This is a genomic window from Pseudomonas sp. GV085 (assembly GCF_003050925.1).
Classification (GTDB): Bacteria; Pseudomonadota; Gammaproteobacteria; order Pseudomonadales; family Pseudomonadaceae; genus Aquipseudomonas.
In genome coordinates this window covers 201,964-219,537 of the sequence record NZ_QAOV01000012.1, presented here as the reverse complement: position 1 = coordinate 219,537, position 17,574 = coordinate 201,964, and the positions used below count along the sequence as shown (strand labels likewise).

Genomic DNA, 17,574 nt, shown 5'->3' with positions numbered 1-17,574 from the left:
CTTGGAACACAAGGCGCGCAAGCTGGGCATGCAGTTGGTGATGGCTGGATAATTTTTAGAGCAAAAACAATGGGTTATTTTTTGTTTGATAAGAGCTGCCGCAGGCTGCGATCTTTTTTGCCTTTCGCATTGCCCAGTGTCACTCGACACGTACAGTCTGATAACGTGCGTCTATCGATTGCAGCCGGTATGCTTGGCCCGCAACTTCATGGACGCTTGCTATGACTCTTACAGAATTACGCTACATCGTTACCCTCGCCCAAGAGCAGCACTTCGGCCACGCGGCCGAGCGTTGCCACGTCAGCCAGCCGACCCTTTCGGTGGGCGTGAAAAAGCTTGAAGACGAACTCGGTGTGCTGATTTTCGAGCGCAGCAAAAGCGCCGTGCGCCTGACCCCAGTCGGCGAAGGCATCGTCGCCCAGGCGCAGAAAGTGCTGGAACAAGCCCAGGGCATCCGCGAACTGGCCCAGGCCGGCAAGAATCAACTGACCGCCCCGCTCAAAGTCGGCGCGATCTACACCGTCGGGCCTTACCTGTTTCCGCACCTGATTCCACAACTGCACCGGGTCGCCCCGCAGATGCCGCTGTACATCGAGGAAAATTTCACCCACGTGCTGCGCGACAAACTGCGCAACGGCGAGCTCGACGCGATCATCATCGCCCTGCCGTTCAATGAAGCCGACGTGCTGACCCTGCAACTCTACGACGAGCCCTTCTACGTACTGATGCCGGCCCAGCACCCGTGGACGCAAAAAGAATCCATCGACGCCAACCTGCTCAACGACAAGAGCCTGCTGCTGCTCGGCGAAGGCCACTGCTTCCGCGATCAGGTACTGGAAGCATGCCCGACCCTGACGAAAGGCAACGACGGCGCCAAGCACACCACGGTGGAATCCAGCTCCCTGGAAACCATTCGCCACATGGTCGCGTCCGGCCTGGGTATCTCGATCCTGCCTTTATCGGCAGTCGACAGCCATCACTACGCCCCCGGCGTGATTGAAGTGCGCCCGCTCTCGGCACCCGTACCGTTCCGCACCGTGGCCATTGCCTGGCGCGCGAGCTTCCCGCGTCCGAAGGCGATTGAAATCCTCGCCGACTCCATTCGCCTGTGCTCGGTGGCCAAGCCAGCGGCACAAGTCGCTGCGGGCTAAGCAACGGTCATGAGCGAGTTGTCGCAAGTGTCGGTGACGGCACTCAAGGGTGTCGGTGAAGCCATGGCCGAGAAACTGGCCAAGGTCGGCCTGGAAAACCTCCAGGACGTGCTGTTTCACCTGCCGCTGCGCTATCAGGACCGCACCCGCGTGGTTCCGATTGGCGCATTGCGACCCGGACAGGACGCGGTCATCGAAGGCACTGTCAGCGGCGCCGACGTGGTCATGGGCCGGCGACGCAGCCTGGTGGTTCGACTACAGGACGGCACCGGGGGCTTAAGCCTGCGCTTCTACCATTTCAGCAACGCGCAGAAAGAAGGCCTCAAACGCGGCACGCGGATTCGCTGCTACGGCGAGGCACGGCCCGGTGCTTCGGGGCTGGAGATCTACCACCCGGAATACCGCGCCATCACCGGTGACGAACCGCCGCCGGTGGATGAAACCCTGACCCCGGTCTACCCGCTCACCGAAGGCCTGACCCAACAGCGCTTGCGCCAGTTGTGCATGCAGACCCTCACCCTGCTCGGCCCCAGCAGCCTGCCCGACTGGCTGCCGAACGAACTGGCTCGCGACTACCAATTGGCGCCATTGGCCGATGCGATCCGCTACCTGCACAACCCACCCGCCGATGCCGACGTCGATGAACTGGCCCTCGGTCACCACTGGGCGCAGCACCGTCTGGCCTTCGAAGAACTGCTGACCCATCAATTGTCGCAACAGCGTCTGCGTGAAAGCATGCGCTCCCTGCGCGCGCCGGCAATGCCCAAAGCCACCCAACTGCCGGCTAAGTACCTGGCGAACCTCGGCTTCAACCCGACCGGTGCCCAGCAACGGGTCGGCAACGAAATCGCATACGACCTCAGTCAGCACGAACCCATGCTGCGGCTGATCCAGGGCGACGTTGGCGCCGGCAAAACCGTAGTCGCCGCCCTCGCTGCGCTGCAAGCGCTGGAGGCCGGTTATCAGGTCGCACTGATGGCGCCCACCGAGATTCTCGCCGAGCAGCACTTCATCACGTTCAAGCGCTGGCTCGAACCGCTGGGCATCGAAGTCGCGTGGCTGGCCGGCAAGCTCAAGGGCAAGAACCGCGTAGCCGCGCTGGAGCAAATCGCCAGCGGCACACCGATGGTGGTTGGTACTCACGCGCTGTTCCAGGATGAAGTGCAATTCAAGAACCTGGCGCTGGTGATCATCGACGAGCAGCACCGCTTCGGCGTGCAGCAGCGTCTGGCCTTGCGGCAGAAGGGCGTCGGCGGGCGCATGTGCCCGCACCAGTTGATCATGACCGCCACGCCGATTCCGCGCACGCTGGCCATGAGCGCCTACGCCGATCTCGACACCTCGATCCTCGACGAACTGCCGCCGGGCCGAACTCCGGTCAACACCGTACTGATCACCGACACCCGCCGGGTCGAAGTCATCGAGCGGGTACGCAGCGCTTGCGCCGAAGGGCGCCAGGCCTACTGGGTGTGCACGCTGATCGAAGAGTCGGAAGAGCTGACCTGCCAGGCTGCCGAAACCACCTATGAGGACCTCACCGCCGCCCTCGGCGAGTTGAAAGTCGGGCTGATCCACGGCCGCATGAAGCCTGCGGAAAAAGCCGCGGTGATGGCCGAGTTCAAGGCCGGCAACCTGCAACTGCTCGTCGCGACCACGGTGATCGAAGTGGGCGTGGACGTACCCAACGCCAGCCTGATGATCATTGAGAACCCGGAGCGCCTGGGCCTGGCGCAACTGCACCAGCTGCGCGGCCGCGTCGGCCGGGGCAGCGCCGTCAGCCATTGCGTGCTGCTCTACCATCCGCCGCTGTCGCAGATCGGCCGCCAGCGCCTGGGCATCATGCGCGAAACCAACGATGGTTTCGTCATCGCCGAAAGGGATCTGGAACTGCGCGGCCCCGGCGAAATGCTCGGCACCCGGCAAACCGGCCTGCTTCAATTCAAAGTCGCTGACCTGATGCGCGATGCCGATTTGTTGCCCGCCGTACGGGATGCCGCCCAGGCATTGCTCGAGCGCTGGCCAACCCACGTCAGCCCGCTACTCGACCGCTGGCTACGTCACGGGCAGCAATACGGCCAAGTCTAAGCACCGTCGCAGTTTCCGGGCCATGGGTTTGAGCAAGCTGGTTATACTCCTGCAATTGTTTTGAAACGGATACAGTCCATGACCGAAGTTGCCCAAGCACCCGCCACCCCGCACGCTCCGTCGGTTATTCGGCTGATGCTGGGCAAGTTGGCCATTGCCTACGAAGAAGTGCTGGACCATCACGGCCTCAATGCCGCGCGCAAAGTGCAGGCCGTTCTGCTGGATGACAGCGTCGGCGCATTGATGGTGTTGTTCCCGCAGAGCCAGTTGCTCGACCTCAATCGCCTGACCGAACTCACCGGTCGCCGCCTCACTGCCGTACCCGTCGAACGCCTGGAAAAAATGCTCGGCAAGCACAACCTGAGCCTGTTGCCTGGCCTGCCGGCGCTCACCAGCTCGCCGTGCCTGTACGAAGAAAGCCTGCTGCGCGAACCAAAGCTGCTGGTCAATTCCGGTGAGCCGGGCGTGCTGCTGGAAATCTCCAGTGAAGACTTCAAGACCATGCTGACCAAGGCCAGCGCCGCCAACTTCGGCGAAAACCTGACCAGCATCCGCCCCAACCTCGACCGCCCCGATGACGACCGCGAGGAAATCACCCAGGCCGTCCAGGCGTTCACCGCGCGGCGTATCCAGCAGCGCCTGGAAGCGACCATCGAGATTCCGCCGCTGGCCGAAACCGCGCAAAAAATCATCAAGCTGCGCGTCGACCCCAACGCCACCATCGACGACATCACCGGCGTGGTCGAAACCGACCCGGCGCTGGCCGCACAAGTCGTGAGCTGGGCGGCATCGCCGTACTACGCCTCTCCGGGCAAGATCCGCTCGGTGGAAGACGCCATCGTGCGCGTGCTGGGCTTCGACCTGGTGATCAACCTGGCGCTGGGCCTGGCCCTGGGCAAAACCCTGAGCCTGCCCAAAGACCACCCGCAACACTCCACGCCGTACTGGCAGCAGTCGATCTACACCGCCGCCGTCATCGAAGGCCTGACCCGCGCCATGCCGCGCGCCCAGCGTCCGGAAGCCGGCCTGACCTACCTGGCCGGCCTGCTGCACAACTTCGGCTACCTGCTGTTGGCCCACGTGTTCCCGCCGCACTTCTCACTGATCTGCCGCCACCTGGAGGTCAACCCGCACCTGTGCCACAGTTTCGTGGAACAACACCTGCTGGGCATCAGCCGGGAACAGATCGGCACATGGCTGATGCGTTTCTGGGACATGCCTGAAGAACTGGCCACCGCCCTGCGCTTCCAGCACGACCCGGCCTACGATGGCGCCTACGCCGAATACCCGAACCTGGTGTGCCTGTCTGTACGCCTGCTGCGCAGCCGTGGCATCGGCTCTGGTCCGGACGAAGGCATCCCCGACGCCCTGCTCGAACGCCTTGGCCTGAGCCGCGAAAAAGCCAACGACGTGGTCAGCAAAGTCCTCGAGGCCGAAGTGCTGCTGCGCGAACTGGCTTCGCAGTTCACCCAGGGCTGAAAAGCATCGCGAGCAGGAATCAGGTGATCCCTGTGGGAGCGAGCCTGCTCGCGATGAGTATCACGCGGTCTAACTGACAGCTCTCAAGCCTTGGCCTTGGCCTTCTTCGGCTTCAAATACTTGGTCAGCCCCTGGAACCAGATCACCAGCGCCGGGTTGCCCTTGATCTGAATCGACTTGTCCTGAATCCCCGTCATGAACGCCAGTTGCTTGTTCTTCGCCTGCATCGTGGCAAAGCCGTACGCGGCGTCTTTAAAGGCAATCGCAAACGCCGGCTCGGCATGCACACCCGATTGGCTGGTAATGCGCCGGTCCTTCACACGGAAATGCCGCGCCACTTTCCCGTCCAGGGTCTGCAGCTGAAACACCAGGTCCTTGTCACCCAATTGCTGCTGAAACGCCGCATTGGTCCGGCTGGCCTTACCCATCAAAAAACCCAGCATCCACAGCAGAAAACGAAACTTCATGCGCACAGCCTCAAGAGAAAAATGAACGGCCGGGGCAGTTTAACGGCTTCAGGCGATAACACCAGTATCCAGCTGCATTAGGAGAAGATCATTACCATTACCTGCACGATGACTACTAAGTCACAATTATCAACACATCACTCCGGCCACTCCACACGCCACTTCTGTACCTGAAGAAAGACATTCTGTAGGAGCTGCCGAAGGCTGCGATCTTTTGCCCCCTCTACCCTGCAAACCTATCGGAATCTTCCTTCAAAATGCTGCGCCATACATGACCTAGGCGAATTTTGAATTCATCGATAACCTCTGATCGTCACCACCAAAAACGGCGACCGGATGTGCAAGTCCGAAATCGGGAGCAAAACTTCTTAACCAAGGATTTACACCAATGACTCCGATACCCGACGCATCCGAAAACGAAGCCACATCCCCCTACGAATCCCTCAATTCCAAAAAACTCCACGAAGCCGCCGAACGCGCCCTCGATCACTGTCTCGCCCCACCAAAACAAACACCAACGAAACGCAGCGGCCAGCTCTTCAGTGTCTGCCCGGACATCAACACCGAAGCACTCCTGGCCAACGCCTCGGAAGATCTGCTGTCCATCAGCGCCATCGCCGCTGACCTGGCCGACGATATAGACGGCTCGCGCCGCTCTGTAGCCCTGGCGATCAGTCGCGTGGCTGAGGGGGCGCATTTGCTGGTAGAGCGGGCGCTGGATCATCTGGATGAGCCGTAAATGGCGGCGATTCTCGCCAAGCAACACAGCGGGCTCGGCTGATTCGCCACCCACAAAAAATGGGCACCCAACCCTGGTTGGCGTGCCCATTTTTTATTCCACTCCCCCGCGACGCGGGAGGTGAAAACGGATTACGGATTAACGCTGTCTTTCAACGATTTGCCTGGCTTGAACGCAACGGTGTTGCTGGCCTTGATTTTGACGGGCTCACCGGTTTGCGGGTTTTTGCCGGTGCGGGCACCGCGATGGCGTTGCAGGAAGGTGCCGAAGCCCACCAGCGTCACGCTGTCTTTGCGGTGCAGGGCACCGGTGATTTCTTCAAGAACGGCGTTGAGAACGCGGTTGGCTTGTTCTTTGGTGAGGTCTGCTTTTTCAGCAATGGCTGCGGCGAGGTCTGGTTTACGCATGTGAGTGAAGCCCCTTTGACGGTTTGTTGTTGTTATGTCCGTGCTGCTCTCTGCGGAGCAGCGCCAAAAGCGCCGCAGGTGCTCTACTCTGCGGCAGACGGGAGTGAGGATGGCACGCAGTGAGGCCCCGCGCCAGTATCGGCGCGGCCATTGTTAGGGCAAAAGGGGGGTGATTCCGACAGAACGACCGGTATTTATGCCAACAGCGCCGGAAGCTCTTTGTTCAGGGCCAGTTTTTCCATCACGGCGGCGCCGGTGAGGGCATAACCGAGCAGCTTGCCCGCGGTATCGCGGCATAACACCTTGATGTCGGCGCCCTGCCCTTCGACTGTCCAGATGCCCTCTGCGCCCCGTGGCGGCGGGGATACCACCAACGGGCAGACCGGGGTTTTGACGGTGATCGGCATCGGGCCATAGGTGACGGCGGTCGGGTTGCCGGCGAGGGTTTGGGCCAACGCTCGCGCACAACTCATCAGAGGCATGACGTACAGCAGATTCAGCCCGTCGACCTCGGCACAATCGCCCAGGGCGTAGATGTTGGCATGGGAGGTTTTCAGGTGCCGGTCGACCATGACGCCGCGGCTGACCTGCAGACCGGCCGCTGCCGCGAGGTCGACCCGTGGGCGCAGGCCAATGGCCGAGACCACCACGTCGCACGGGATCACCTGGCCATCGGACAGGTGCGCTTCCAGGCCGTCAGCCACGCGTTGCAGGCGGTTGAGCACTGGCCCAAGGTGGAAGCGCGCGCCGAGGCTTTCGAGGCCAGCCTGTACCGCAGCGGCGGCCGCCGGGTGCAACAGGGTCGGCATGACTTGTTCGCACGGTGCAACCAGTTGCACTTCGTAGCCGCCCAGGGTCAGGTCGTTGGCGAACTCGCAGCCGATCAGGCCGGCACCGAGCAGCAGCACGCGGCGCTTGCCGGCTGCCGCCGCACGGAAACGTGCGTAGTCTTCCAGGTCGTTGATGGGGAAGACGCAATCCGCCGCGTCGCCTTCGATGGGCACGCGCACGGTTTCGGCGCCCCAGGCCAGGATCAGGTCGCGGTAGATCACCGCTTCTTCACCAATCCACAGGCGTTTGTGGCCCGGGTCGATGCCGCTGATGCGGGTGTGGGTGCGTATTTCCGCTTTGAGTTGTTCGGCCATGGCGCCGGGTTCAGACATGCTCAGGCCGTCGGCATCCTTGTTTTTGCCGAAGCCGGTGGAGAGCATCGGCTTGGAGTAGGAGCGCCCGTCATCGGCGGTAATCAGCAGCAGCGGGGTTTCGCTATCGAGTTTGCGAAACTCGCGGGCCACGTTGTAACCCGCCAGGCCGGTGCCAATGATGACGACAGGTGCGTTCATTCCTTACTCCTCAATTATTCAGGCAGCGATTTCGATCATTTCAAAATCCATTTTGCCCACACCGCAGTCCGGGCACAGCCAGTCTGCCGGGACGTCTTCCCAACGGGTGCCCGGCGCAATGCCGTCATCCGGCCAACCGTCGGCTTCGTTGTAGATCAGGCCGCAGACGATACATTGCCACTTTTTCATTCAGGTACTTCCTCAGGGTTCAGGCGTTTTGCCGGCCGGACGGTCGATGGTTGTAGCACTGCCGTCCAACTCAGCGCGTTTTGTACTGATCGGAGCCGTCAGATGCAAGCCTGTTCGGCGCAACGGCAGGCCATTTCAATCGATATCGGCGGCTGACATGTTAAGCTCGCCGCCTCATTTGCTGCCAACAATGACTCATTGTGCATCACACAGAATCCCCCTCTCCAGCTCCTCTCTGGCTCTCGCGCAGCGAACTGGCGCCCCTCCCCGATGCCTCCACCCTCGATTGGCTGTTCGACGAAGGCTCGCTGACCAGACGTCTGATTCATCTGTCGAATGATGCCTTCAGCGTCTCGCCGATGTTCGAAGGCTGGCAACCCCTGCGTGCCGACGAATGCGCAGCGCTGGACCTGGCCGAAGGCAGTGAGGGCTGGGTACGTGAGGTGTATTTGCGCGGTCACGGCCAGGCGTGGGTGTTTGCGCGCAGCGTGGCGTCACGCAGTGCATTGCAAGGCGACGGCTTGCACATGGACGAATTGGGCAGCCGCTCGCTGGGCGAATTGCTGTTTTGCGATCAGGCCTTCCAGCGCCGGGCCATCGAGGTTTGCCATTATCCGCAAGCGTGGCTGCCCGCCGAGGTGCAATCGCCAGGGCTGTGGGGCCGCCGTTCGCGTTTCGACCGCGGCGCCTTGAGTGTTCTGGTGGCCGAAATTTTCCTGCCTTCCCTGTGGGACGCCACCTGCGCCCAATCGGAGAACCGTTGATGTACCAAAGCCTGCTCAAGTCCTTGAACCGCTTGAACCCTCGGGCCTGGGACTTCATTCAGTTGACCCGCATGGACAAGCCGATCGGTATTTACCTGCTGCTGTGGCCGACGCTGTGGGCGCTGTGGATTGCCGGCAAGGGTTCGCCGTCCCTGGCCAATATCGTTATTTTCGTCCTCGGCGTGGTGCTGACCCGCGCCGGCGGCTGCGTGATCAATGACTGGGCGGACCGCAAGGTCGATGGCCATGTGAAGCGTACCGAACAGCGGCCGCTGGTGAGCGGCAAGATCAGCTCCAAAGAGGCGCTGGTGTTCTTCGCGTTGCTGATGGGCGTGAGTTTCCTGCTGGTGCTGTGCACCAATGCCGCGACCGTTTGGCTGTCACTGGGCGGCCTGGCGCTGGCATTCAGTTACCCGTTCATGAAGCGCTACACCTATTACCCGCAAGTGGTGCTGGGCGCGGCGTTTTCCTGGGGCATGCCGATGGCCTTTACCGCCGAAACCGGTGAATTGCCGGCTGTCGCGTGGCTGCTGTGGATCGCCAACCTGATGTGGACCGTGGGTTACGACACCTATTACGCGATGACTGACCGCGATGACGACCTGAAGATCGGCGTGAAGTCCACGGCGATTCTATTCGGCGACGCGGACCGGGCGATCATCCTGACCTTGCAAGGCTTGGCGCTGGGCTGCTTGTTGCTGGCAGGGTCGAAGTTCGAGCTCGGTGGCTGGTTCCATCTCGGCTTGCTGGCGGCGGCGGGCTGTTTTGCGTGGGAATTCTGGTATACCCGAAGCAAGGACCGGATGCGCTGTTTCAAGGCGTTTTTGCACAATCACTGGGCAGGTTTGGCGATTTTCGTCGGGATTGTGCTGGACTATGCGCTGCGTTGACCTTTGAAAAGATCGCAGCCTGCGGCAGCTCCTACCGAAGGCTGCGATCTTTTTGCGGTATTACATATGCTCGCGAACGACGTGCCAGACGTCTTTTTTCTTGTCACCCGTCATGTCTCCGGGTTTTTTGTCGTCTTCGTAGTAGTACAGCGGCTTGCCGTCATAGGCCCATTGCATCTTGCCATCGTCACGCTTGATGACTGTCCATTTACCTTCGGCCTTGGCACCCGCCGGCGCCATCATTGGCGGCCAGTATTTGGCGCAGTCGCCGTTGCACATCGACTTGCCGCCCATGTCCTTGTCGAAGGTGTACAGGGTCATCCCTTTCTGGTCGGTCATCATGCCGTCTTTCATCATGCCCGGTCCGGCGGCGAAGGCCATCGAAGGCAATGCCAGGGCAGCGGCCAGCAGCAGGGCCTTGAGGGATTGCGAGTGTAGATTCATTTGAAACCTTCCTTTTGTGGATGTCAGGATTCGGACTTAAAGCTTAGCCCAGGATCCAGCCAATCGCCGACCGACTAAAATACTGTCACACGACTGCAATAATTCCGTTATCTAATGCGGCGCAAGACAGTTAAATGACAAGAGGAATAAGGGCATGGTTGGCAGGAGCATTCTGATCGTCGACGACGAAGCGCCTATTCGCGAAATGATCGCCGTTGCATTGGAAATGGCCGGCTATGACTGCCTGGAGGCTGAAAACTCCCAGCAGGCCCACGCCATTATCGTCGACCGCAAACCGGACCTGATCCTGCTCGACTGGATGCTGCCAGGCACGTCCGGCATCGAACTGGCCCGTCGCCTCAAGCGTGATGAACTGACCGGGGACATCCCGATCATCATGCTCACCGCCAAGGGTGAAGAGGACAACAAGATCCAGGGCCTGGAAGTCGGCGCCGATGACTACATCACCAAGCCGTTTTCCCCACGTGAGCTGGTCGCGCGCCTGAAGGCCGTGCTGCGTCGCGCCGGACCGACCGATGGCGAGGCGCCAATCGAAGTCGGCGGCCTGCTGCTGGACCCGATCAGCCACCGCGTGACCATCGACGGCCGTCCTGCCGAGATGGGCCCGACCGAATACCGCCTGCTGCAATTTTTCATGACCCACCAGGAGCGCGCCTACACGCGTGGCCAACTTCTGGATCAGGTCTGGGGTGGCAACGTCTACGTCGAAGAGCGTACGGTTGACGTGCACATTCGACGCCTGCGCAAAGCCCTCGGCGATGCTTACGAAAATCTGGTACAAACCGTGCGCGGCACTGGCTACCGGTTCTCGACCAAGGCCTGATGATCGCAGCGGTTCCACTTTCAAGGACGTATTTTTTTCGTGAACCAAAACTGGCATGGCACCCTGATTCGCCACATGCTGCTGCTGGTCACCGCCTGCCTGGTGATCGGCCTGATCACAGGCTTATACGGCTGGAGCCTCGCCGCAGGCCTGGGCCTTTACCTGGCCTGGACCCTCAAGCAATTGCTGCGTCTGCACGAGTGGCTGCGCCTGCACAAACCCGATGAAGCGCCACCCGACGGCTACGGTCTGTGGGGCGAGGTGTTCGACAGCATCTACCACCTGCAACGCCGCGACCAACGGGTACGCGGGCGCCTGCAAGCAGTGATCGACCGGGTTCAGGAATCCACCGCCGCGCTGAAAGATGCGGTGATCATGCTCGACAGCGATGGCAACCTGGAATGGTGGAACCGCGCCGCCGAAACCCTGCTGGGCCTCAAGACCCCGCAGGATAGCGGCCAGCCGGTGACCAACCTGGTGCGCCATCCGCGCTTCAAGGAATACTTCGAGCAAGACAGCTACGCCGAGCCGCTGGAAATTCCTTCGCCCACCAACGACCGCGTGCGCATCCAGCTGTACATCACCCGCTACGGTAACAACGAACACTTGATGCTGGTGCGCGATGTGACGCGTATCCATCAGCTTGAGCAAATGCGCAAAGACTTCATCGCCAACGTTTCCCATGAACTGCGTACACCATTGACGGTGATCTGCGGCTACCTGGAGACCTTGCTCGATAACGTCGACGAGGTGAACCCGCGCTGGAGCCGTGCCTTGCAGCAGATGCAGCAACAAGGCGGCCGCATGCAGACCCTGCTCAACGACCTGTTGTTGCTGGCCAAGCTGGAAGCCACCGATTATCCGTCGGACAACCAGCCGGTGCCGATCGACGGCTTGCTGCAATCGATCAAGAGCGATGCGCAGCAGTTGTCCGGCCAGAAAAACCAGACAATCACCCTGGAAGCCGACCCGACGATACTGCTCAAGGGCAGCGAAGCGGAGTTGCGCAGCGCATTTTCCAATCTGGTGTTCAACGCGGTGAAATACACCCCGGCCGAAGGCAATATCCGCATTCGCTGGTGGGGCGATGACCAGGGGGCGCACCTGAGCGTGCAGGATTCCGGGATCGGCATCGATGCCAAACACCTGCCGCGCTTGACCGAACGCTTCTATCGCGTCGACTCCAGCCGCAACTCCAACACCGGGGGCACCGGCCTGGGGCTGGCGATCGTCAAGCACGTCTTGTTACGACATCGGGCGCGGATGGAAATCAGCAGCGTACCGGGCCACGGCAGCACCTTTACCTGCCACTTTGCTCCGGCCCAAGTCACCAAATCCCGGGTTATCAGCACCGCTGACTGATACCGGTCAGCACGCACCACTAGGCAACTGGCCGGTCAGCCGCTACATTGGCTGACTTGCGTCTGCCTTTCAGGCGCGGCTTTTACTTCCCATTCGAATACACGGAACCCGCAAAACTCCATCATGGACCCTTCCCCTGGCTTGACCCTCGCTACAATTTTCGCCGACTTCGGCATGATTCTTTTTGCTCTGATCCTGGTTTTGCTCAACGGATTTTTCGTTGCGGCGGAATTTGCCATGGTCAAGCTGCGCTCGACCCGGGTCGAGGCCATCGCTGACAAAAACGGCTGGCGCGGGCACATCCTGCGCACCGTGCACAGTCAGCTCGATGCTTACCTGTCGGCCTGCCAATTGGGTATCACCCTCGCCTCCCTGGGCCTGGGCTGGGTCGGTGAACCTGCGTTTGCGCACCTTCTGGCGCCTGTGCTGAGTGCTGTGGGCGTAGATTCCGCTGAAGTGGTCAAGGCGGTTTCGTTCTTCTCCGCCTTCTTCATCATTTCCTACCTGCACATCGTGGTCGGCGAGCTGGCCCCGAAATCCTGGGCGATCCGCAAACCCGAATTGCTGTCGCTGTGGACCGCCGTGCCGCTGTACCTGTTCTACTGGACCATGTACCCGGCCATCTACCTGCTCAACGCCAGCGCCAACCAGATCCTGCGCATCGCTGGCCAAGGTGAGCCCGGCCCGCACCACGAACACCATTACAGCCGCGAAGAACTGAAACTGATCCTGCACTCCAGCCGTGGTCAGGATCCGAGCGACCAAGGCATGCGCGTTCTGGCGTCAGCAGTGGAAATGGGCGAGCTGGAAGTGGTCGACTGGGCCAACTCCCGCGAAGACCTGGTCACCCTCGAGTTCAATGCACCGCTCAAGGAAATCCTGGCGTTGTTCCGTCGCCACAAATTCAGCCGCTACCCGGTGTACGACAGCGAGCGCCAGGAGTTCGTCGGCCTGCTGCACATCAAGGATCTGCTGCTGGAACTGGCGGCGCTGGACCACATTCCCGAGTCGTTCAACCTGGCCGAACTGACCCGCCCGCTGGAGCGTGTATCGCGGCACATGCCGCTGTCGCAGTTGCTGGAGCAGTTCCGCAAGGGCGGCTCGCACTTCGCTGTGGTCGAAGAGGCCGACGGCAACATCATCGGCTACCTGACCATGGAAGACGTGCTGGAAGTGCTGGTCGGCGACATCCAGGACGAACACCGCAAGGCCGAACGCGGGATCCTCGCGTATCAGCCGGGCAAGCTGCTGGTGCGGGGCGATACGCCGCTGTTCAAGGTTGAACGACTGCTGGGCATCGACCTCGACCACGTCGAAGCCGAAACCCTTGCCGGGCTGGTCTACGAAAGCCTCAAGCGCGTTCCGGAAGAGGAAGAAGTGCTGGAAGTCGAAGGCCTGCGGATCATCATCAAGAAGATGAAAGGGCCGAAGATCGTTCTGGCCAAGGTGTTGATGCTGGATTGAGGCATCCCAGCCTGAACCGCGTTGATGCCTTCGCTGGCAAGCCAGCTCCTACAGATATGCGCAGTTCCTGTAGGAGCTGGCTTGCCAGCGAAAGCGTCAGTTCAGACACCTCATCACTGCTTGCCCAACGCAAAGTTGGGCAGCGCGCCGACCGGTTGATTGAATTGGTACGGAATCGATACCAGCCCCAGCCCGGTATTGCGCTGCACCACGAAGTGCAAATGCGGCCCGGTACTGTTGCCAGTGTTGCCCGACAGCGCCAAGGCACTGCCCACCTGTACCCGCTGACCTTCCCGAACGCAGACCGAGCCTTTCTTCAGGTGCAGGTAAACGCCCATGGTCCCGTCATCGTGCAGCACCCGCACGAAATTGCCGGATGCATCAGTGCCGCGCCCGCTCTGGCGATTTTCGGTTTTCACCACCACTCCGCCTCGCGCGGCAATGATCGGCGTGCCCTCAGGCATTGCGATGTCTATGGCATATCGGCTCTTGGGCCCGAAGTGGCTGTAGGGCCCATTGGCGCCCTGGCTGATCCGGAATGGCCCGCCACGCCAGGGCAAGGGGTACCGATAGCCCACCATGGGCCCTGAGGGGTCGCCCAGGGAGTATTTGAACTTCGGGACGTACGCGAGGGACCTTCCACCTTTAGCCGCCGTGAGCTGCGCCAGGCGAACGCTGCTGCGTAGCGGTATCACGCGCCGAATCGTCCCGCCCGGCACACCGCTGGCGTTCTTTACCCCGGCAAAACTCAATTCGACCTCTACCGGCGCATACAGATCATTGCGCACGTACACGCTGTGCACGCCGTTCTTCTTCGTGATGATGAGGCGCACCTGGCGCTCAAGGTGCTCGACCATGCCATCGCGAAAAACGAACACGTGGGCGCCTTTGCTGGGGCGGTCGCTGTAGGAAACCACGCCATAAGCGTCTTTGGACTTGTAGATGGTCATGGCCATGGCCGAGGTGGCGACCATGAACAGGCCACATAAAAACAGCAGGCGCGTGAACATGAGCAAGGATTCTGTCGAGTGAGGCCTGGGATTGAGCCTAGCAGCTGCAATGGACCCGGGTAGTCGGCAGATGTTTCAAAGAGACAAGATCACGCGCCAGGAATGAAATGCTTCTGCGCCGTACCCCGCGCAATCAGGCGCGAAATGTAATCGAGCTTCTGCGCATCCTGATCGACAAAGCGGAAGGTCAGTTGCAGCCAGTCGCTGTCGGGCTTCGGTTCGTGGGCGACGACGGCGTGCAGATAGCCGTTGAGGCGGGCGACTTCGGCGTTATCGCCCTGCTCCAGGTCCAGCACGGCGCTGTCGAGGATCTGCGGCAGGGTCTCGGAGCGCTTCACCACCAGCAGGGCTTCCTTGAGGCTCAAGGCCTTGATCACACATTGCTGGATGCCGTTCGGCAAACGCAGTTGACCCTGGCCACGGCCGCTGGCAGGTGCCGAAGAAGCCGCAGGCGTCTTGACCGGCGGGTTGTTGAGCAGGCCTTTGGACGGTGCAGGTGCGGCTGTTGGCGTGGCGACGGGTGCCTTGCCACCGGTCAAGGCAGCGAGGGAGTCGTTACCGAATGCCGAGCTTGTTTTGGTCGCGGCTACGTTGATCAAGGCGTCGAGTTTGCCAACCTTGTGCAGCGCCTGCTTGACCTTGGTGATCAGTTGCTCGTTGGTGAACGGCTTGCTGACGTAACCGGACACCCCGGCCTGGATCGCCTGGACAACGTTCTCCTTGTCGCCACGGCTGGTCACCATCACGAAGGGCATGGTTTTGAGGTTGTCTTGCTCACGACACCAGGTCAGCAGTTCCAGGCCGGACATTTCCGGCATCTCCCAGTCGCACAGGACCAGGTCGAATGCTTCCTTGGCCAGCATGGCCTGGGCCTTTCTGCCATTGATCGCGTCTTCGATCCGCATGCCCGGGAAATAATTGCGCAGGCACTTCTTCACCAGGTCACGAATGAACGACGCGTCGTCCACGACCAACACACTGACCTTACTCATCCACCACCCCTTTAAAAAATCCCGGCCAGCATACCGCCTTGCTGATGGCACATTGCCAAAAACCTTCAGTCACGCCGGACTTTTCGTTCGCGGGTGCTGCTTTTCGATTTCGTCAGCCGCAAACAAAAACGCCCGGCCAAAAGGCCGGGCGCTTTACTTGGGCAACCTTACTTATCGTCAGTTTTGCCCGGAACATTAGCGGTTTCGCCACTGGTTCCTTCAACTTCTTCCTTCATGCGCTTGAGACCCAGGTGCCGCACGTCAGTGCCGCGCACCAGGTAGATCACCAGCTCCGAGATATTGCGTGCGTGATCGCCGATACGCTCCAGCGAACGCAGCACCCAGATAATGCTCAGAACCCGCGAGATAGAACGCGGATCTTCCATCATGTAGGTCGCCAGCTCACGCAGGGCGGTCTTGTATTCGCGGTCGATGATCTTGTCGTACTGCGCCACCGACAACGCCAGCTCGGCGTCGAAACGGGCAAAGGCGTCCAGTGCATCGCGGACCATGTTGCGCACCTGGTCACCGATGTGGCGCACCTCGACGTAACCGCGCGGCGCTTCGCCTTCTTCGCATAGCTGGATGGCGCGACGGGCGATCTTGGTCGCTTCGTCACCGATGCGCTCCAGGTCGATCACCGATTTGGAAATGCTGATGATCAAGCGCAGGTCGGACGCTGCCGGCTGACGACGGGCCAGAATGCGCAGGCATTCTTCGTCGATGTTGCGTTCCATCTGGTTGATCTGGTCGTCGATCTCGCGCACCTGCTGGGCCAGGCCGGAGTCGGCCTCGATCAGCGCGGTCACCGCGTCGTTGACCTGTTTCTCCACCAGTCCGCCCATGGCCAGGAGGTGGCTGCGCACTTCCTCCAGTTCGGCGTTGAACTGCTGGGAGATGTGGTGTGTAAGGCCTTCCTTAGAAATCATGTTGTCTGCTCCGCAAAAGCTGTGAGCTGCAAGCTACAAGCTGCAAGCTGATGTGTGTCGTACCCGAACCGCTCTGACTTGCCGCTTGAAGCGTGCGGCTTGTGGCTACTGCTAGCCGTAGCGACCGGTGATGTAGTCTTCGGTCTGCTTCTTCGCCGGATTGGTGAACAGGGTATCGGTGTCACCGAATTCCACCAGCTTGCCCATGTACATGAACGCGGTGTAGTCGGACACCCGCGCCGCCTGTTGCATGTTGTGAGTCACGATGACGATGGTGAACTTGGATTTCAGTTCGTAGATCAGCTCTTCGACTTTCAGCGTGGAGATCGGGTCGAGTGCCGAGCACGGTTCGTCGAGCAGCAGCACTTCCGGCTCCACGGCGATGGTGCGGGCGATCACCAGACGTTGCTGCTGGCCACCGGACAGACCCAGTGCCGACTCGTGCAGACGGTCTTTGACTTCGTCCCACAATGCCGCGCCTTTCAACGCCCACTCGACGGCTTCATCGAGGACGCGCTTCTTGTTGATGCCCTGGATGCGCAGGCCGTAAACCACATTTTCGTAGATGGTTTTCGGGAACGGGTTCGGCTTCTGGAACACCATGCCGACGCGACGACGCAGTTCGGCCACGTCTTCGCCCTTGCGGTAGATGTTGTTGCCGTACAGGTTGATCTCGCCTTCAACGCGGCAGCCGTCAACCAGGTCGTTCATGCGATTGAAGGTCCGCAGCAGCGTCGACTTGCCACAGCCGGACGGGCCGATGAAGGCGGTCACGCGCTGTTTCGGGATGTTCATGCTGACGTCGTACAGCGCTTGTTTTTCGCCGTAGAACAGGCTCAGGCCCGGCACTTCGATAGCCACGGTTTCCTGCTCGAGGTTCAGGCTCTGCTTGTCGCGACCCAGCGCCGACATGTTGATGCCGTGGGTATGTGCTTCGTGCTGCATGGGAGGCTCCCTGTGCTAACAAATTCGGTTCGTTTTCCGCTGGCCTTGGCCTGCGGTTACACAATTCTTT

Annotated in this window: 19 protein-coding genes; 10 read left to right on the top strand and 9 right to left on the bottom strand. The window is 60.7% G+C overall.

What is annotated here, in order from left to right; all coding sequences use genetic code 11:
- From C8K63_RS30640 to C8K63_RS23640, 4 genes are all read left to right on the top strand, one after another.
- Nucleotides 1-225: hypothetical protein (locus C8K63_RS30640; protein ID WP_218279804.1), on the top strand; the 225-nt coding region annotated here is incomplete at its 5' end.
- The gene (locus C8K63_RS23650) at nucleotides 222-1,151 is read left to right on the top strand and encodes a hydrogen peroxide-inducible genes activator (RefSeq protein ID WP_108218876.1); all 930 of its coding nucleotides are present in this window, start codon (nucleotides 222-224) and stop codon (nucleotides 1,149-1,151) included. The genes C8K63_RS30640 and C8K63_RS23650, both read left to right, overlap by 4 nt.
- Before the next feature lie 9 nt (nucleotides 1,152-1,160).
- The gene (gene recG, locus C8K63_RS23645) at nucleotides 1,161-3,236 is read left to right on the top strand and encodes an ATP-dependent DNA helicase RecG (RefSeq protein WP_108218875.1); all 2,076 of its coding nucleotides are present in this window, start codon (nucleotides 1,161-1,163) and stop codon (nucleotides 3,234-3,236) included.
- A 78-nt stretch (nucleotides 3,237-3,314) separates the two neighbouring features.
- A complete protein-coding gene (locus C8K63_RS23640; RefSeq protein ID WP_108218874.1) occupies nucleotides 3,315-4,715 on the top strand; it encodes an aminoacyl-tRNA deacylase and HDOD domain-containing protein in 1,401 nt (466 codons plus the stop codon).
- Nucleotides 4,716-4,798: 83 nt separating this feature from the next.
- Here the strand turns inward: C8K63_RS23640 and C8K63_RS23635 are convergent, their stop codons facing one another.
- On the bottom strand, nucleotides 4,799-5,182 hold the full coding sequence (locus C8K63_RS23635) for a helicase (protein WP_108218873.1): 384 nt from the start codon (nucleotides 5,180-5,182) through the stop codon (nucleotides 4,799-4,801).
- 388 nt (nucleotides 5,183-5,570) lie between these two features.
- On the opposite strand from C8K63_RS23635, the gene C8K63_RS23630 reads away from it, so the two are divergent.
- Nucleotides 5,571-5,921 carry a DUF6124 family protein gene (locus tag C8K63_RS23630; protein WP_108218872.1) on the top strand — a complete coding sequence of 117 codons (351 nt, stop codon included), beginning with the start codon at nucleotides 5,571-5,573 and terminating at the stop codon, nucleotides 5,919-5,921.
- Between the two features lie 131 nt (nucleotides 5,922-6,052).
- Here the strand turns inward: C8K63_RS23630 and C8K63_RS23625 are convergent, their stop codons facing one another.
- From C8K63_RS23625 to C8K63_RS23615, 3 genes are all read right to left on the bottom strand, one after another.
- A complete protein-coding gene (locus C8K63_RS23625; RefSeq protein WP_003195589.1) occupies nucleotides 6,053-6,328 on the bottom strand; it encodes an HU family DNA-binding protein in 276 nt (91 codons plus the stop codon).
- Nucleotides 6,329-6,522: 194 nt separating this feature from the next.
- Complete coding sequence (locus C8K63_RS23620) at nucleotides 6,523-7,671, bottom strand: NAD(P)/FAD-dependent oxidoreductase (RefSeq protein WP_108218871.1); 1,149 nt, start codon at nucleotides 7,669-7,671, stop codon at nucleotides 6,523-6,525.
- 18 nt (nucleotides 7,672-7,689) lie between these two features.
- Nucleotides 7,690-7,860, bottom strand: coding sequence for a rubredoxin (locus tag C8K63_RS23615; protein ID WP_007995385.1), 171 nt, complete (start codon nucleotides 7,858-7,860; stop codon nucleotides 7,690-7,692).
- 200 nt (nucleotides 7,861-8,060) lie between these two features.
- On the opposite strand from C8K63_RS23615, the gene C8K63_RS23610 reads away from it, so the two are divergent.
- Both C8K63_RS23610 and ubiA read left to right on the top strand, forming a co-directional pair.
- Nucleotides 8,061-8,624: a chorismate lyase gene (locus C8K63_RS23610; RefSeq protein WP_108218870.1), complete on the top strand. Its 564-nt coding sequence runs from the start codon at nucleotides 8,061-8,063 to the stop codon at nucleotides 8,622-8,624.
- Nucleotides 8,624-9,514: a 4-hydroxybenzoate octaprenyltransferase gene (gene ubiA, locus C8K63_RS23605; protein ID WP_108218869.1), complete on the top strand. Its 891-nt coding sequence runs from the start codon at nucleotides 8,624-8,626 to the stop codon at nucleotides 9,512-9,514. Before C8K63_RS23610 ends, ubiA begins: the two co-directional genes overlap by 1 nt.
- Nucleotides 9,515-9,574: 60 nt before the next feature.
- On the opposite strand, the gene C8K63_RS23600 is transcribed toward ubiA, so the two are convergent.
- On the bottom strand, nucleotides 9,575-9,958 hold the full coding sequence (locus C8K63_RS23600) for a hypothetical protein (RefSeq protein ID WP_108218868.1): 384 nt from the start codon (nucleotides 9,956-9,958) through the stop codon (nucleotides 9,575-9,577).
- A gap of 154 nt (nucleotides 9,959-10,112) precedes the next feature.
- Between C8K63_RS23600 and phoB the strand changes: the two genes are divergently transcribed.
- From phoB to C8K63_RS23585, 3 genes are all read left to right on the top strand, one after another.
- Nucleotides 10,113-10,802 (top strand): phosphate regulon transcriptional regulator PhoB, encoded by a 690-nt coding sequence (gene phoB / locus C8K63_RS23595; RefSeq protein ID WP_003229608.1) that lies wholly within the window; start codon nucleotides 10,113-10,115, stop codon nucleotides 10,800-10,802.
- A gap of 75 nt (nucleotides 10,803-10,877) precedes the next feature.
- Nucleotides 10,878-12,164 (top strand): phosphate regulon sensor histidine kinase PhoR, encoded by a 1,287-nt coding sequence (phoR, locus tag C8K63_RS23590; protein WP_256594985.1) that lies wholly within the window; start codon nucleotides 10,878-10,880, stop codon nucleotides 12,162-12,164.
- Nucleotides 12,165-12,287: 123 nt separating this feature from the next.
- A complete protein-coding gene (locus tag C8K63_RS23585) occupies nucleotides 12,288-13,628 on the top strand; it encodes a hemolysin family protein (RefSeq protein ID WP_108218866.1) in 1,341 nt (446 codons plus the stop codon).
- Nucleotides 13,629-13,741: 113 nt separating this feature from the next.
- Here the strand turns inward: C8K63_RS23585 and C8K63_RS23580 are convergent, their stop codons facing one another.
- The 4 genes from C8K63_RS23580 to pstB form a co-directional block, all read right to left on the bottom strand.
- Nucleotides 13,742-14,638: a peptidoglycan DD-metalloendopeptidase family protein gene (locus C8K63_RS23580; RefSeq protein ID WP_108218865.1), complete on the bottom strand. Its 897-nt coding sequence runs from the start codon at nucleotides 14,636-14,638 to the stop codon at nucleotides 13,742-13,744.
- A gap of 89 nt (nucleotides 14,639-14,727) precedes the next feature.
- Nucleotides 14,728-15,630, bottom strand: coding sequence for a response regulator (locus C8K63_RS23575; protein WP_108218864.1), 903 nt, complete (start codon nucleotides 15,628-15,630; stop codon nucleotides 14,728-14,730).
- 167 nt (nucleotides 15,631-15,797) lie between these two features.
- The gene (phoU, locus tag C8K63_RS23570) at nucleotides 15,798-16,559 is read right to left on the bottom strand and encodes a phosphate signaling complex protein PhoU (RefSeq protein ID WP_007992846.1); all 762 of its coding nucleotides are present in this window, start codon (nucleotides 16,557-16,559) and stop codon (nucleotides 15,798-15,800) included.
- Between the two features lie 111 nt (nucleotides 16,560-16,670).
- The gene (gene pstB, locus C8K63_RS23565) at nucleotides 16,671-17,504 is read right to left on the bottom strand and encodes a phosphate ABC transporter ATP-binding protein PstB (protein WP_007971742.1); all 834 of its coding nucleotides are present in this window, start codon (nucleotides 17,502-17,504) and stop codon (nucleotides 16,671-16,673) included.
- Nucleotides 17,505-17,574 lie beyond the last annotated feature (70 nt).